The sequence below is a fragment of the Breznakia pachnodae genome (assembly GCF_030814225.1).
Lineage (GTDB): Bacteria > Bacillota_I > Bacilli_A > Erysipelotrichales > Erysipelotrichaceae > Breznakia > Breznakia pachnodae.
Genome location: NZ_JAUSUR010000001.1, coordinates 1,000,601 through 1,015,837, shown reverse-complemented (window position 1 = coordinate 1,015,837; position 15,237 = coordinate 1,000,601). Strand labels below are relative to the sequence as shown.

Here is a 15,237-nt window from a genome sequence, read left to right as displayed (position 1 = left end):
ATCTATATAACTAAATGCTAAAATAGTATAAAATAGACATAAGGCAATTTAAGAATTTTTATTATTGTTATCATGTTAGATGAAGGGCATTAGAGGAGAGAGTATGAAAAAGTTATGTACGATTGGGGAAGCGTTATTAGACTTCGTACCGGTTGAAAAGGGCAGAAAACTAAAGGATGTTGTATCCTTTAAACGTGTAGTAGGTGGTGCACCAGTGAATGTAGCTGGAGCAGTCGCAAAATTAGGTGGTTCATCAAAAGTATTTACTCAGGTGGGAAACGATGCATTTGGTGATCATATTATTGAAACATTAGCAGGATGTAATATTGATGTATCTAATATTACACAATCGGATGATTATGAAACATCTTTAGCATTTGTATCATTATCAGATGATGGAGATAGAGATTTTAAGTTTTATCGTAAAAACGCAGCAGATCTTTATTTTGATCAAAGCAATATTAAAGAAGGTGCACTGGCAGATTGTGGTGTACTTCATTTTTGTAGCGTAGATTTGGTTGATTCTTTAATGAAGAAATCACATGATAAACTAATTCGTATGGCAATTGACCGAAATGTATTTATTAGTTTTGATCCTAATTTAAGATTATCATTGTGGGATAAAGAAGATGAATTAAAAGAAACAGTAAATGATTATATTGAATATGCAGATATTTTAAAAATAGCAGATGATGAGTTAGAATTTATTTTTGGATGTGATTCTATTGATGAAGTTCTGCCACAATTATTTGCAGGCAGATGTAAATTATTGATTTATACAAAAGGAAAAAATGGTGCAGAAATCTATACAAAGAATTTTAAAGTTTCATCAGAAGGATATACTGTGGAAGCAGTAGACGCAACAGGAGCAGGAGATTCATTTATAGGAGCACTTTTATATCGAATCTTAAAGAGTGAGAAAGATTTAGAAGAGTATACTAGTGAAGAACTAACAGAATACTTAGATTTTGCGAATCTGTATGCAGCCTATACAGTCACTCAAATAGGAGCACTGTCAGCAATGGCAACACACGAAACTCTAGAAGATTTTAAGTCAAAATTATAAACCTTTAGAATTTCTAAAGAAAAAACTTAATAAAAATTTAATAATTTTTTGACATCTTCTTAATAACTATATTCTATAATGTAGTTACTGGAAGAAGTGGTACGAATCTCACTCACGATTTTACACACTTTGAACCATTCTTTCAGGATTCTTTTGAACAATTATTATAAAAAGCAAAAGCCACTTTCACCAATCGTGGCTTTTGCTTTTTTCTTAGAGTAATACAACTATATATATCACTCATTATTAATGTTTGGTATAATAAAAGCAGATAGATTTAAGATATTATAATCTTTTTATCTGTTCATTTTTAATGCTAGGAGGGAAAATGAAAAAGAAATTAGTATTAGGGCTTGTATTAAGTTTGTTTTTTACAATAGGTCTAACAAACACACTACAAGCAGAAGAGGAAACGTTTGATGAAGTAAACTCAGAAGTTTATGAAAATGGAATTTTTAGTCGTCTTGAGAAGGTTAGTGATGGCTATATAGTGTCTGGCATGATGGGATTAAAAACTATAGTAATGAAATTAGATACAGATGGTAAAGAAGTATGGCGATATCAAAGTGATGTTACAGAAGGTATCCAAGTGATTAAAGTGACTAGCGATGGTGGTGTATTAATATCAACAGATTCAAGCGGGTTAAGGAAACTAAATAGTTCTGGACAGGTGGAATGGAAAACTGATATGGAATCGGTTTTAAATGGATTAACTATTTATGCAAGAACGATAGAGGAAACAAGTGATGGATATTTAATTGCAACTGTAAAAGCAGATGGTTATGGGAAATATAGTGCAGTTATATCTAAGATTAGCAAGGATGCTCAGACATTAATTTGGCAAAAAGAAATTGGGACGAAAGATGATTGGTTAGAGCGTTCAATTACAAATATTAATGTATTGCCAAATGGAAAGATTCTTCTTGTAGGTAGTCTATTTGCAGGTACTACAAACAATGATGTTGTTATGCTAGATGGTGAGGGGACAATAATATCCAGTTTTACATTGTCTTGTGACTATGTGAAAGATGTTGATGTTGTTGATGGTAAAGTTATGATTGCAGGAAGTACAAGTACAAATGCAGTTTTAACCTTATTAGACTATGATGGAACCGTTATAAATGAAAAAACTGGAGGTTTATCGTATTCTAATTTTAAATTTATAAATGAAACAGATGATAGTTATCAAGTATTAATAGAACGTCCGTATAATTATTTTAGTTATGTAGAGATTTCAAAAAATACACTTGAAGAAATTAGAACTGTAGTTATTCCCAGACCAGAGGGAAGTCAACAATTTAGAGTTTGGGGATTTGAAACTCTTGATAATGGTAATTTTATAGCAGTTGGACTTGTGAATAATGATCCATTTATAAAAGAATATGGTTTTATACTAAGTGTACCACCAGTAGAACCAACCCAACCAATAGACCCAGACAAACCTGGAGGTTCTACAATTGGTGGAAGTGATACTCAACAAGGTTCAAGCCAGGGAAGTAAAACTCAGGCACCAGCAACAGGTGATTCTACAAATCTTATGTTATATGTTGGATTAGCATTCATATCATTAACTGCTATTGCAAGATACAAAAGAAGTTAAATAAAACTAAGTCGTAATTAAGTTTACGACTTTTTTTGTGGGAAAATATAGATTTTTTATATCAAATAAATATAGAGCGGGAAAAAATGTAGACTTTTATTCCCGCCCCTCTTTTTACATGGTTCGAAATTCAAAAGCCTTTATTCATGGGCTTATTTCCATGTGATTATATTCTAACATGGAGGTGAAAAAAAGTCTGATTTTCTTCCCATGATGTAGATAAAGCAAAACACAAAAATGAGATGAAATTAAGAAATGAAGGGAGGGTCATAATAATTTGAATTTAGGTTTTCTTTAGTAACAAAGATGAGATGAAAATGAATTGAGAAAACTAAGTAGAAATGATGGCTACTTATGCTACAGGAAATTATTTATTACACAATGAAGGGCAATTATATGAATGCGGTGGTTAGGTTATATAGAAAAGGATTGATATAAAATCAAGGGAATGTAGCAAATTTCATAAATTGAAAGGTAGGGAAATGATGAAAAAATTTATGTTAGTATTAGCGTCAATAATGGTTGCATTTACTGGTGTTACAAATATCTCTGCAACAGAGAATGAGTATACAGTGGATTATACAGATTATGATGAATTGGTTGCTAAATCAGAAACAACAGTTGAAGATGCATAGGAAGCACTAGATGTGGCGCAAAAGGAATACTTACAGTCACTTGTCACACAGGGCACAAATATCAGTATAGCGACACAAGATGTTACAAAGCAGGAAGAAGTATTGGCAGAGGCACTTGAATCATTAAAGGCAGCTACAGAGGCATTGGAAGTAGCTGAAACAGCATTAGAGACTGCAAATGATAATCAAGATTCTGCACAAGAAGCATATGATAATGCAGTTGCTACAATGGAGTCAGCTCAAGAAGCAGCAGATCTTGCTTTATCAGCATTAGAAACTGCTGAAGCAAATCTAGAATCAGTATTAGAAGAACAAACAGCGATTATTGAAACAGCAGAAGGATGGATTACTCGTAAAGAGGGGATTGTTGAATCTGCGCAAATTGCATTAGATGATGCTGAAGTTTTCTTAAGTGAAAAAGAAGCAGAGTTAGAAAAAGAAGTTGCGAAGCAAACTCCAATTATTGAAGCAGCTGAAAGTGCGATTGCAACACATCGGGGATGGATTGATAATAAGTACAGCCAATATGTGATTGCACAAGGATCAGCAAATGAAGCTCAAAAACTTGCAGATTATGAAAAAGAAGTGCGTATTCGTCAACCACAGATTGATGAACAACAGGCGATTATTGATACAGCTAATGGATGGATTACTCGTAAAGAAGGAATTGTGACAAATGCGGAAACGGCGGTTGCAGATGCACAAGTTTGGTTAGATGCAAAACAAGCAGAACTAGATAAAGAAGTTATGGTTCAGACTCCAGTTATTGAAGCAGCAAATGCAACTATTGAAGATGCAAAACAAGCAGTAATTAATGCACAAACAATATTGGATACAGCTACAATGTTATTTGATGATGCAGTAGTTGTAGCAAATACTGCTGCAGATATTTTAGAAATTGCAAAGGATGAAGTCATTGAAGCACAAAAAGTATTTGATGAAGCAACCGCAGTTTATGAAGAATCAGAAAATGCAGTTGCATTGGCTACAAGCAATTTGAACGCACTTAAAGAAACACTTACAAAAGTGACAACTGATGAAACTGCGAATGTAGCAAGTGCATATGAAAAACTGCAAAAAGCGAAAGATGATTATACAGCAGCACAAGAGTATTTGGCTGGAGTAATTGCTGGTGGTAAGGCAGCAGCTAATTTGGAAGAAAAAGAAGATATCAGTAATGAAGGTGAAAACTATCAATCAGGATATGAAGATGGGTATAAATCAATTATAGTTAATAAAGCAAATGCTTCTATTGCTGGAACTGATAGTAAAACTACAGATTCAACTGTTTCATCACCTAGCACAGGAGATACTACATCATTTGGACAGTTACTTGCGCTTATTACAGTTGCATTAGGTACTACTGTAATGATTACAAAGAAAAGACTTTCTCATAGTAGAAGTTAAGTAGAGCAGATAATATATGATAGTAATAATGATTGAAATATCATAGGAAAACAAGCCCTTTTCATGATAGAGTAAGTGGTAAATTATTGCTTAAAAGTTTTATGCATAACATACCATAGTAAGAAAAAGAAGGAAGTGATTTAAGTATCATTTCCTTCTTTTCGATTATTCATTTTCAAACACAAGAGTTTCTTGCAATACTTCCTCTTCTTCAGCATCAGGAACAGTTTCTGTGATCTCTTTAATTGAAGTAAGACACGCGTACATCAGATATATCATTGCACCAACCCAAGCAGTAACTTCGGCAAAGAAGATACCTAAACTTCCCATAAATATTGGAAGAAGTAGTGCAGAACCAATTCTCATCACAAATTCAATGAATCCCGAAATCATTGGTGCAACCGTATTTCCTAATCCTTGTAAAGTACAACGATAGGTATAAAGCATATAAAGTGATGATAATAATAGACTCATAATAAATAGATATTGATAAGCAATATTTAATACTTCAGCTGAATTAGCATCGTTTGATATAAATAATTGTAGTAGTGGTTTACCAAATACAATCATCAGAATGGATACAAATACTGAAACCATAAGCGATAGTTTTGTGGAACTTTTAAGTCCTTCTTTGATTCGCTTGATTTTTCTGGCACCCCAGTTTTGTGCGGTAAAGGTTGTAGATGCATATCCAAAGGATATAGCAGAACTTTCAAGCAAACCATAGAGTTTATTCGTTGCGGTAAATCCTGCAACAAATAAGAATCCATATTTATTAATTACTGATTGTAATACCATTCCACCAACTGCAATAACAATGTGTTGCAGAACTAATGGTGAACCAAGTTTTAATAAACCCTTAATTAATGGAGATTGGATTGTCCAATCCTCTTTATGTAATTTAATAAACTTAATTTTTCTAATAACAAGTAAGCAATATAGGAATGATATAAATTGTGCAATTACAGTAGCAATTGCTGCGCCTGCAATTCCCCAAGAGAATACCATGACAAACAATAGGTCCAATGCAATATTAGTAACAGCTGCAATCGCCATTGCAATTAATGGTGTCTTACCGTCTCCAAATGCTCTTAATATTGAAGATGACAGGTTATAACAAACAACGACCATAATACCTGATACCATAATATATAAATAAGTTAAGGCACCATCTAATAGATTTTCAGGTGTGTTTAATAACTCTAGTAATGGTCGACCTGCAATTAAGCCTAGAACAGTTACAACGATTCCAGCAACTGCACAGATGATAATTGACATAGCAATTGACCTTCTTAATTGGTCATGATTCTTAGAACCAAAGTCCTGGGTGATTCGAATAGCACATCCTTGTGTTAGTGCCTGAATAACCCATAGTAATAACCAATAGGTCCAATCCGTTGCTCCCAGTGAGGCCAATGCGGTTACACCAACACCCTGTCCTACTATGATAGCATCAATAATCATATATAATTGTTGACCAAGATTTCCTAGAATTAAAGGAATTGCAAACATTAATATTAATCTTGTAGGATTTCCCTGTGTCATATCTTTTACTCTGTTCATAGCATACCTCACTTTCGTACAGTATCTATTTTATATAAAATTTGTAACAATTTATATACAAAATGTATCAAGATTTGGTATTATTGTCTCAAAGAGGTATGTATGATTAAAGAAATAAGAGTAACGAACGATTATAAGGAAATGATAGAGTATGATGATCCGTCATTTCCAGTTGAAATCTGCATTGATGATTATGAATGCTTTTATAATAATACGTTAAATACACATTGGCATAATGAAATAGAATTTGGAATTGTTATTGCTGGTGAAGTTGATTTTACAGTAAATAACAAGAAACTAAATCTTAAGAAAAATGATTGTATGTTAATTAACGCCAATATCTTACATTCTGCAGTTCAACATAAGGGAGTTCATAATTCTAAAATGTTTATAGCAGCCTTTTCGCCTTTGTTATTTTCAAATGATATTAATAGTTCTTTATACACAAAACATTTTACACCTTTCTTAGAAAGTGACTTTGAGTGTTGTATTTTTAGTAATGAAGAAATATACACAGAAGAGATTAAACAAAAGTTATTAGATTTATATAATTTAGAGCGAAATGAAGTAGGATATGAATTGCGTTGTATTAGTGTTCTTAGTGAACTATGGGTATTAATAATGATGAATATGGAAGATATTCAACGAAAAGCAATTGTGCAGACGAAAAAGAGGAGTAATCGAAATCTAGAAATGACTAAACAGATACTGGCATTTATTACCCATAATTATGGAGAAGATATTACAGTTCAGACAATTGCTGAAAGTGTTGGCATTAGTCGTTCCGAGTGTTATCGTAGTTTTAAGAAATTTACAAGTAAGTCACCATTAGAGTATATTAATGATCATCGTTTATCACAGGCTTCACGATTATTAGTGGAGACAACGAGAACGATATCTGATATTAGTATGTCATGTGGATTTAATAGTTCCAGTTATTTTGGAAAGATATTTAAAAAGAAATATGGTTGTACCCCTTATGCATATAGAAAGACATTATAAAATTGTAATGTTTTTTTATTTTCCCTTGACTTAGAGTTAACTCTAAGTGAGATAATGTAAATGTTCTTAATAAAGGAGGTATTTTATAATGTCATATTCTATTTTAGAAGTAGCTGAAATGAAGGGGTTACTGCTTATACATTAAGGTACTATGATAAAGAAGGTTTACTGCCAGATGTGAAACGGGTAAATGGTGTAAGAGTATTTGAAGATAAGGACTTTGCTTGGCTTAGAGTCTTAAATTGTTTAAGAAATACTAATATGTCATTAAAGAAAATAAAGGAATACTTTGAACTCGCACAAAAAGGTGATGATTCACTTCAACATCGATATGAAATTATTCTTGAACAAGAACAAAATATTAAAGATCAGATTAAGGATTTGAAGTATCACTTAAAAGAATTAGAATATAAAAAGTGGTACTATGAGACTGCAATCCAAGAAGGAAGTGAAAACGTTCATAAGAATTGATGTAATCCTACATTCAGGAATGATAAAATATCAACAGATAAGAAAAAGGAAAGTTAGAGGAAAAAGGATGGCTAGTATATTAGAAGAAGTAAATGAACCAAAAGACTTAAAAGAGTTAAGTATTGATGAGTTAAATCATCTTGCAGGTGAAATTAGAAATACTTTAATAGAAAATGTAGCGATGATGGGTGGACATATGGGATCAAATTTAGGAATGGTTGAAACAACGATTGCTATGCATTATGTTTTTGATTCTCCAAAAGATAAATTTGTATTTGATGTATCGCATCAAAGTTATACGCATAAAATACTAACAGGTAGAAAAGAAGGTTTTATAAATAAAGAAAAGCATCACTCATTAAGTGGGTTTACAACACCCAGTGAAAGTGAACATGATATTTTCAAAATAGGACATACATCAACATCTGTATCACTTGCCACAGGATTAGCAAAAGCAAGAGATTTAAAAGGTGGTAATGAAAATGTTATTGCGGTTATCGGTGATGGTTCAATGTCTGGTGGTGAAGCATTTGAAGGCTTAAATAATGCTTCAGTGTTGAATAGTAATTTTATTATTCTATTTAATGATAATGAAATGTCAATCGCCCCAAACCAAGGAGGAATGTATTCCAATTTTAAGGAATTACGTGAATCAAAAGGAACAAGTGTGAATAATTTCTTTAAAACTTTTGGTTTGAATTATTACTATATTGAAGAAGGAAATGATATAGAATCATTAATAGATATATTTAGAAAAGTGAAAGATACAACAAAACCTACAGTTATTCATTTACATACATTAAAAGGAAAAGGGTTGAAGTGGGCAATGGATAACAAAGAAGCAGGTCACTGGATGATGCCAGCTAGTTTTGACTCTGAGGCTATGATGAAAATGCCTACATATGAAAAAATAACATCTCAGTTTCTTTTAGAAAAGATTAAGAAAGATAAAACAATTGCGGTGTTGTCTGCAGGGACGCCTGGTGCAACAGGTTTAACAACAGACTTTAGAGAACAAGCAGGTAATCAGTATATTGATGTTGGAGTTGCTGAAGAACATGCAGTTGCAATGATTTCAGGTATGGCTAGAAATGGAGCGAAACCAGTGTATGAAATAGCCAGCAGTTTTTCACAAAGAACATATGATCAGCTGAATCATGACTTAGCTATGAATAATTCTCCAGCAACAATATTAGTATTTGGTGGTTCGATTGGAGGTGGGGATTGTACTCATTTAGGAATGTTTGATATGTCACTAATGAGTAATATTCCTAATCTTGTATGTCTTGCACCTACTACCAAAGAAGAGTATCTGGCAATGCTTGATTGGTCAATTGAACAAAATAGTTATCCAGTGATTATTAGAGTTCCTAAGAAAGTAGTATCAACTGGTAAAGAAGTAAGTTTCTCGCAAGAGAACTGCATGAAAGCAGTGATAGAGAAGCAAGGAAACAAGGTTGCCCTACTTGGTCTTGGTAACTTCATGGCATTAGCCAAGGAAGTATCAGAACTATTAGCATCAAAATCAATAAATGCAACAATCGTAAATCCAGTTAACTACTCAATGATTGATAAAGATATATTACATCAATTAAAGGAAAACCATGACTTAGTAGTAACATTGGAAGATGGTTTACTAGATGGTGGATTTGGTGAAAAAGTGGATCGATATTATGCGACTTTTAATATGAAAGTACTAAACTATGGAGCGGAGAAAAACTATAATGACTTAGTTCCGCTAGCTGAAGTTTATAATATGAATCGTTTGAATGCTGAACAAATAGTTGAAGATATTTTAAACAATATAAGAAAGTAAAGAAAAGCCACTGCTTAGTAAATTGAGCAGTGGCTTTTGATCATCTATTGATTCAATAATTCCATAAATTCTTCACCTGTAATATTTTCTTTTTCTAGTAAGAATTCAGAGATTTTATCTAAGTTTTCAATATTTTTACTTAGAAGTTTAATAGCTTCTTCTTCACAAGAACTTACAATTCTTTTTACTTCCTTATCAATTAAAGTGCTTGTTTCTTCAGAGCAGTTCATATTGCTTTTAGCACTTAGATATTGATTTGTAGTGGTTTCTAAGGCAACTGGTCCGAGTTCATCACTCATACCATATTGAGTAACCATACTTCTAGCAAGTTTCGTAGCTCGTTCAATATCATTTGAGGCACCTGTAGTTACATCACCAAATTTGATTTGTTCAGCAGCACGACCACCAAGTAGAACAGTAATTTGAGCTAACATTTCCGATTTGGAATTCAAGTATTTTTCTTCTTCTGGCATATTCATTGTATACCCAAGACTACCCATAGTTCTAGGAACAATTGTAATCTTTTGAACTGGTTGTGCATTCTTTTGAAGTGCACTTACAAGAGCGTGACCAACTTCATGATAAGAAACAATCTTACGCTCTTCTGGTCCCATGATTCGATCTTTCTTTTCTTTACCAGCAATGACAACTTCAACAGCTTCCATTAAATCCTTTTGTTCAACTAGTTCACGATTTTCTTTAACTGCTAATAGAGCAGCTTCATTGATCATATTTGCTAAGTCAGCACCAGTCGCACCACTAGTCGCAAGAGCAATTTTATGTAAATCTGCAACAGGACTCATTTTTACATTCTTTGCATGTACTTTTAAAATTGATTCACGTCCAATTAAATCTGGTCTTTCCACAATAATTCTGCGATCAAAACGACCAGGACGTAATAACGCTTTATCCAATATTTCAGGACGGTTAGTAGCAGCTAATACAATGATTCCATTGTTGCTGTCAAATCCATCCATTTCTGCTAACAATTGATTTAATGTCTGTTCACGCTCATCATTTTGTGAATAAGCATTGTCTCTACTTTTACCAATAGCATCAATTTCATCAATAAAAATAATACATGGCGCATTTTTCTTAGCTTGTTTAAATAAGTCTCTTACTCTTGATGCTCCTACTCCAACAAACATTTCCACAAACTCACTACCTGAGATTGAATAGAAAGGTACCTTTGCTTCACCAGCAACTGCTTTTGCAAGTAATGTTTTACCAGTACCTGGAGGACCTACTAATAATGCACCTTTTGGTTGTTTAGCCCCAATCTTCTGATATTTCTTAGGGTCATGAAGATAATCTACCATTTCATTAAGACTATCTTTTGCTTCATCTTGTCCAGCAACATCTTTAAAAGTTACTCCTGTATTTTTCTCTACATTGTATTCTTTAGCTTTACTCTTTCCAATGTTCATTGATTGTGAGAAACCACCCATTCCTCCACCTTCACCAACATTTTTACCCATACGTTTGGAAATGCTACGAATCATGAAATAGTAAATCAGGTACATGATAATCATTGGAAGAATCCATGCGCTGATAAAAGAGATAATAGGTGATGCAGTTTCAGTTTTTGTTTGTGAGAAGTCTACATTGTTTTCGGTTAGTCTAGTAACTAACTGTTCATCATCAACTCTTTCAGTTATAAACTTTGTATCTTCAATATCTTCTTTTAATTTAATATCATCATTGGATACAATTGCTTTTACTTCTTTTTTACTAGCATCTTTATCAAGTGAAATCATAATTTCACTATCGCTGATAGTTGCACTGTCTACTTGCTCAGTTTCTACTAGTTCAATAAATTGACTATAGGTAATTTGTTGTGCTGTTGTTTCACTGCTACCAGGGAATAATATATTGAAAAGACAGGTAATCATGAAAAATACTAATAAAATATTGAACAAGTTTGGACCTCTGGGAACCCTAGTTTTCTGATCCTGACTCTGCCTATAATTATTATCATTGTTATTTGCTCGATTGCGATTCATTTTCTTTAAGTTCATTTTCTGTTTCCTCCTGTTTATCTAGTGGAGTTCCACACCACTTACAATAGTTACTGTCATTTGTATTTAACGTCATACATTTATGACACTGGATATATGCTTCTTCTAATATTTTGCATTTCTTTTCTTCAATAATTCGATTTAATGTTTTATCGATTTGAATCTGTTCATTGTTTACATAATCTAAAATCTTTTTGCCAAACATCATATACTGTTCACGAAGCTCAAACTCAAGATAGTTGAGTTCATCATCGTGATTTTGTTTCTTAGTTTTCAAACAACCACCTCGCTTCTTGTGTACATGATAAAGGAGATGAAAAGACAAAACAATTTACAGATATTCATAGTTGTAAGTTAACGGACACATTCAAGAAATTGTCCGCTAACTTACATTCTTTTGAAAATGTACAGATAATGAATTATAATGAGTGAAAGGAGATGTTATGGATAAGAGTGACTTAAGGGTTGTTAGGACGAAACAGTTGTTATCTACGACATTGTTTCGATTACTGGAGACAACAAGTTTTACCAAGATTACGGTAAATGATATATGTAAAGATGCACTGGTTAGCAGAAGTGCTTTTTATGCTCATTTTGAAGATAAATATGATTTGTTGCAGTTTAGTATGAAAGTGTTAAACTGTAATATTCTTGATGAAGAGGAAACAGGTGACTTCCATGAGATGATTCACCAGGTGCTAGGGAATATTAAAGATAATGTACGTATTTTTAAGAATTTACTTATTAATGATTTTGAAGTAACTACACTTGAAATGTTTCGTGATTCCTTTCAGATAGAACTTCAGGAAGTAATTTCAGAAAAAGAATGCTTTCCACTTACGCTTCCTGAACCAGTGGATGTATCAATTGCATATTATGCATTTGGGATAACAAGTACAATTATTTATTGGATTCAAAAAGGATTGAAATATGATATTGATACAATGGCAAACTGTATCAATGATTTGGTTTTAAAATAGGATAGATGCTTGACAATAAAATAGTCACGTGCTATTTTATAGTGAGTAAAAAGCGAATTATGATTTGCCGCCGGGTAAAAGTAAAGTGTTAGATTTCATATCGTTAGGCCATAGAAGATATGAATGATGGCGCTTTTTTATTTTGGAGGTTTGTATGAAAAATACATGTTTTAAAGAATTTGCAAAGTATGCATCGCTGAATGTACTGGGGATGATTGGTTTGTCCTGCTATATCTTAGCCGATACATTCTTTGTATCAAAAGGGTTAGGGGCAAATGGTTTAGCTGCACTTAATTTAGCAATACCAGTATACAGTTTTGTGAATGGTAGTGGACTGATGTTAGGAATGGGTGGTGCCACTAAATATTCCATATTAAAAAGTCAAAAGAAAACCGAAGAAGCGAATACAGTATTTACTAATACTGTAATGTTATCTATTGGAATTTCATTGGTGTTTTTCCTTGTAGGTGTATTTCTTTCAGGAACTATTACACAATTATTAGGAGCAAATAGTGAAGTCTATGAAATGAGTAAAACCTATTTACAAGTAATTCTATTGTTTGCGCCTATGTTTATGCTGAACAATGTATTGTTGTGCTTCGTGCGTAATGATGGTGCACCACAACTTTCAATGGTCGCAATGATTACTGGTAGCTTATCAAATATTATTCTGGATTATGTTTTTATTTTTCCATTTCAAATGGGAATTTTTGGAGCAGTGCTTGCAACAGGGATTGCACCAATCGTAAGTATTCTTGTATTGTCGATTTACTTTATTAAACGAAAAAATAAGTTTACACTTGTGCGATGCAAACTTAAGTTGGATATAAGTAAATATATTGTTTCTACAGGTCTTCCATCATTAATTACAGAGGTATCATCAGGGTTAGTTATGATTGTCTTCAACTCGATTATTCTGCAACTATCAGGGAATATGGGAGTAGCGGCATATGGTATTATTGCCAATCTGTCACTAGTTGTAATATCAGTTTATACAGGAATTGCCCAAGGGATACAGCCACTACTTGCGAAGAACTATGGGAAATCAAATATGGATAATGTTCAAGTGATTTTACGATATGCTCTTACAACGGCTATTATTGTTTCGCTAGTAGTGTATTGTGGAATATTAGTTGGTGCAGATACAATCACAAATATCTTTAATAGTGAACAAAATCAATTGCTTCAATCGATAGCCGTAACCGGCTTAAAAATCTATTTTATAGGTTGTGTATTTGCAGGTATCAATATTATTTTATCGGTATATTTTACTTCTACTGAACGTGCACAACCTGCACATATTATTTCGTTATTACGTGGATTTATTTTAATAGTTCCAATTGCATTCTTACTTTCTTCGATTGGTGGAATCATTGGAGTATGGTGTGTATTCCCACTTACAGAACTACTAGTTAGTAGTGTTGGATATATCTTATTTATTCGTCAAAAAAGGCTTTTTATATTTTCATAAAAAGCCTTTCATTTATTTTGAGGATTCTCTTTCAATCAAGTTGATAGGAACAATAATTCTATGATTTTCAATTGTTTTTCCTTCCATCATATCCAGTAATACCTGCGAACCATTTTCAGCTAACATTGTAGTATTACGAGAGATGGTAGAAATTGATGGAGAAGGTAACTGAGAATATAAGGAATTATCAAATCCAACTATTTTTACTTTATTTGGCACATCAATATTATGTCTTTTTAAGGCATAAAGTGCACCAAGTGCAGCACGATCGCTGGAAGCAAAAATACCATCAAATTCATAACCATTTTGAATCATATTAGAAATTTGCACTTCACTTTCCACATAACTTGGCTGATCACCAGAAAGATAAATAATATTTTGTTTCTTGATGTCCATATTGTAATCTTTCATTGCTTTCTCATAGCCATGATAACGAGTTTTACGATTATAGTCAGCAGTAAAGTTTGCAATAAAAAGAATGTTCTTGCAGTCTTTTTTTATTAAATGTTCCGTTGCCAGATAACTGCCCATTGTATCATCAGATGAAACAATGGGTATATTTTTATCATTTTCTGGATATCTATCGATACAGACAATTGGAATATTTCTTGGTGTTAAGTCCGAAGGAAGTGACTGTAATCCACTGATACAGATGATTCCATCAACCAATTTAGAGTCCAGTGTACGAAAGTATGCTTTTTCTTTTTCTGAGTCATTGGCACTGTTGCAGATAAATACAGAATAGCCTGCATCCGCAAAGAATTTTTCAACGTGCAAAGAGATTGTCGAGAAGAAATCATTACTGATATCAGGTACAATCAATCCAACTGTATGTGACTTTGCTTCACGTAAACTTTTCGCAGCCATATTGGATACATATCCATGAGATTCGATAATATCCATAACTTTTTTTTCAGTTTCTTTTGAATAACGACCTTTCTTATTTATGATCCTGGATACGGTCGCAATACTGACACCTGATAATGCCGCAATATCCTTTATTGATACTACTTTTTTCTCACTCATAAAGACCTACTTTCTGCTCTTTTTATAATATATCAAATTGTAGGGTAAAAGTAAAACTTACAAAGAAAAGTTATAAAAGTGTGTTGACAAATAAAAATAACAGTGATATTCTACAAGTGGTTAAACGTTTACGCAAATTTACTCATTACAAGCGCTTGGTCTATTTTTTTAGATATATGAGT

The 15,237-nt window shown here is 32.8% G+C and carries 12 protein-coding genes and 1 pseudogene; 9 read left to right on the top strand and 4 right to left on the bottom strand.

Annotated elements, in window-relative coordinates:
* Positions 1-103: 103 nt before the first annotated feature.
* The 4 genes from J2S15_RS04870 to J2S15_RS04855 all read left to right on the top strand — a co-directional run bounded on the left by J2S15_RS04870 (position 104) and on the right by J2S15_RS04855 (position 4,708).
* Positions 104-1,066, top strand: a complete 963-nt coding sequence (locus tag J2S15_RS04870) for a carbohydrate kinase family protein (RefSeq protein ID WP_307405985.1) — start codon at positions 104-106, stop codon at positions 1,064-1,066.
* A 328-nt stretch (positions 1,067-1,394) separates the two neighbouring features.
* The gene (locus J2S15_RS04865) at positions 1,395-2,666 is read left to right on the top strand and encodes an outer membrane protein assembly factor BamB family protein (protein ID WP_307405983.1); all 1,272 of its coding nucleotides are present in this window, start codon (positions 1,395-1,397) and stop codon (positions 2,664-2,666) included.
* Between the two features lie 485 nt (positions 2,667-3,151).
* Positions 3,152-3,301 carry a hypothetical protein gene (locus tag J2S15_RS04860; protein ID WP_307405980.1) on the top strand — a complete coding sequence of 50 codons (150 nt, stop codon included), beginning with the start codon at positions 3,152-3,154 and terminating at the stop codon, positions 3,299-3,301.
* 12 nt (positions 3,302-3,313) lie between these two features.
* Positions 3,314-4,708, top strand: coding sequence for a coiled-coil domain-containing protein (locus J2S15_RS04855; RefSeq protein ID WP_307405978.1), 1,395 nt, complete (start codon positions 3,314-3,316; stop codon positions 4,706-4,708).
* A gap of 165 nt (positions 4,709-4,873) precedes the next feature.
* Here J2S15_RS04855 and J2S15_RS04850 read toward each other — a convergent pair whose 3' ends face one another.
* The gene (locus J2S15_RS04850; RefSeq protein ID WP_307405977.1) at positions 4,874-6,271 is read right to left on the bottom strand and encodes an MATE family efflux transporter; all 1,398 of its coding nucleotides are present in this window, start codon (positions 6,269-6,271) and stop codon (positions 4,874-4,876) included.
* A gap of 102 nt (positions 6,272-6,373) precedes the next feature.
* Here J2S15_RS04850 and J2S15_RS04845 point away from each other — a divergent pair, with 102 nt between their 5' ends.
* The 3 genes and pseudogenes from J2S15_RS04845 to J2S15_RS04835 all read left to right on the top strand — a co-directional run bounded on the left by J2S15_RS04845 (position 6,374) and on the right by J2S15_RS04835 (position 9,560).
* On the top strand, positions 6,374-7,273 hold the full coding sequence (locus J2S15_RS04845; RefSeq protein ID WP_307405975.1) for an AraC family transcriptional regulator: 900 nt from the start codon (positions 6,374-6,376) through the stop codon (positions 7,271-7,273).
* A gap of 135 nt (positions 7,274-7,408) precedes the next feature.
* Positions 7,409-7,744, top strand: a pseudogene (locus J2S15_RS04840) (MerR family transcriptional regulator); the annotation flags it as partial.
* 67 nt (positions 7,745-7,811) lie between these two features.
* A complete protein-coding gene (locus J2S15_RS04835; protein ID WP_307405972.1) occupies positions 7,812-9,560 on the top strand; it encodes a 1-deoxy-D-xylulose-5-phosphate synthase in 1,749 nt (582 codons plus the stop codon).
* A 44-nt stretch (positions 9,561-9,604) separates the two neighbouring features.
* Here J2S15_RS04835 and ftsH read toward each other — a convergent pair whose 3' ends face one another.
* Both ftsH and J2S15_RS04825 read right to left on the bottom strand, forming a co-directional pair.
* Complete coding sequence (ftsH, locus tag J2S15_RS04830) at positions 9,605-11,578, bottom strand: ATP-dependent zinc metalloprotease FtsH (protein WP_307405970.1); 1,974 nt, start codon at positions 11,576-11,578, stop codon at positions 9,605-9,607.
* Positions 11,541-11,855 carry a zinc ribbon domain-containing protein gene (locus tag J2S15_RS04825; protein ID WP_307405968.1) on the bottom strand — a complete coding sequence of 105 codons (315 nt, stop codon included), beginning with the start codon at positions 11,853-11,855 and terminating at the stop codon, positions 11,541-11,543. Before J2S15_RS04825 ends, ftsH begins: the two co-directional genes overlap by 38 nt.
* A 166-nt stretch (positions 11,856-12,021) precedes the next feature.
* Between J2S15_RS04825 and J2S15_RS04820 the strand changes: the two genes are divergently transcribed.
* A complete protein-coding gene (locus J2S15_RS04820) occupies positions 12,022-12,558 on the top strand; it encodes a TetR/AcrR family transcriptional regulator (protein WP_307405966.1) in 537 nt (178 codons plus the stop codon).
* 154 nt (positions 12,559-12,712) lie between these two features.
* Positions 12,713-14,029: an MATE family efflux transporter gene (locus tag J2S15_RS04815; protein ID WP_307405964.1), complete on the top strand. Its 1,317-nt coding sequence runs from the start codon at positions 12,713-12,715 to the stop codon at positions 14,027-14,029.
* A 12-nt stretch (positions 14,030-14,041) separates the two neighbouring features.
* Here the strand turns inward: J2S15_RS04815 and J2S15_RS04810 are convergent, their stop codons facing one another.
* A complete protein-coding gene (locus J2S15_RS04810) occupies positions 14,042-15,055 on the bottom strand; it encodes a LacI family DNA-binding transcriptional regulator (protein WP_307405962.1) in 1,014 nt (337 codons plus the stop codon).
* Between the last annotated feature and the right edge of the window lie 182 nt (positions 15,056-15,237).

Bases quoted from the DNA above. Each gene is read 5' to 3' on its own strand.
- J2S15_RS04870 (WP_307405985.1), top strand. From the start codon at position 104: ATGAAAAAGTTATGTACGATTGGGGAAGCGTTATTAGACTTCGTACCG.
- J2S15_RS04865 (WP_307405983.1), top strand. From the start codon at position 1,395: ATGAAAAAGAAATTAGTATTAGGGCTTGTATTAAGTTTGTTTTTTACA.
- J2S15_RS04860 (WP_307405980.1), top strand. From the start codon at position 3,152: ATGAAAAAATTTATGTTAGTATTAGCGTCAATAATGGTTGCATTTACT.
- J2S15_RS04850 (WP_307405977.1), bottom strand. From the start codon at position 6,271: ATGAACAGAGTAAAAGATATGACACAGGGAAATCCTACAAGATTAATA.
- J2S15_RS04845 (WP_307405975.1), top strand. From the start codon at position 6,374: ATGATTAAAGAAATAAGAGTAACGAACGATTATAAGGAAATGATAGAG.
- J2S15_RS04835 (WP_307405972.1), top strand. From the start codon at position 7,812: ATGGCTAGTATATTAGAAGAAGTAAATGAACCAAAAGACTTAAAAGAG.
- ftsH (WP_307405970.1), bottom strand. From the start codon at position 11,578: ATGAACTTAAAGAAAATGAATCGCAATCGAGCAAATAACAATGATAAT.
- J2S15_RS04820 (WP_307405966.1), top strand. From the start codon at position 12,022: ATGGATAAGAGTGACTTAAGGGTTGTTAGGACGAAACAGTTGTTATCT.
- J2S15_RS04815 (WP_307405964.1), top strand. From the start codon at position 12,713: ATGAAAAATACATGTTTTAAAGAATTTGCAAAGTATGCATCGCTGAAT.
- J2S15_RS04810 (WP_307405962.1), bottom strand. From the start codon at position 15,055: ATGAGTGAGAAAAAAGTAGTATCAATAAAGGATATTGCGGCATTATCA.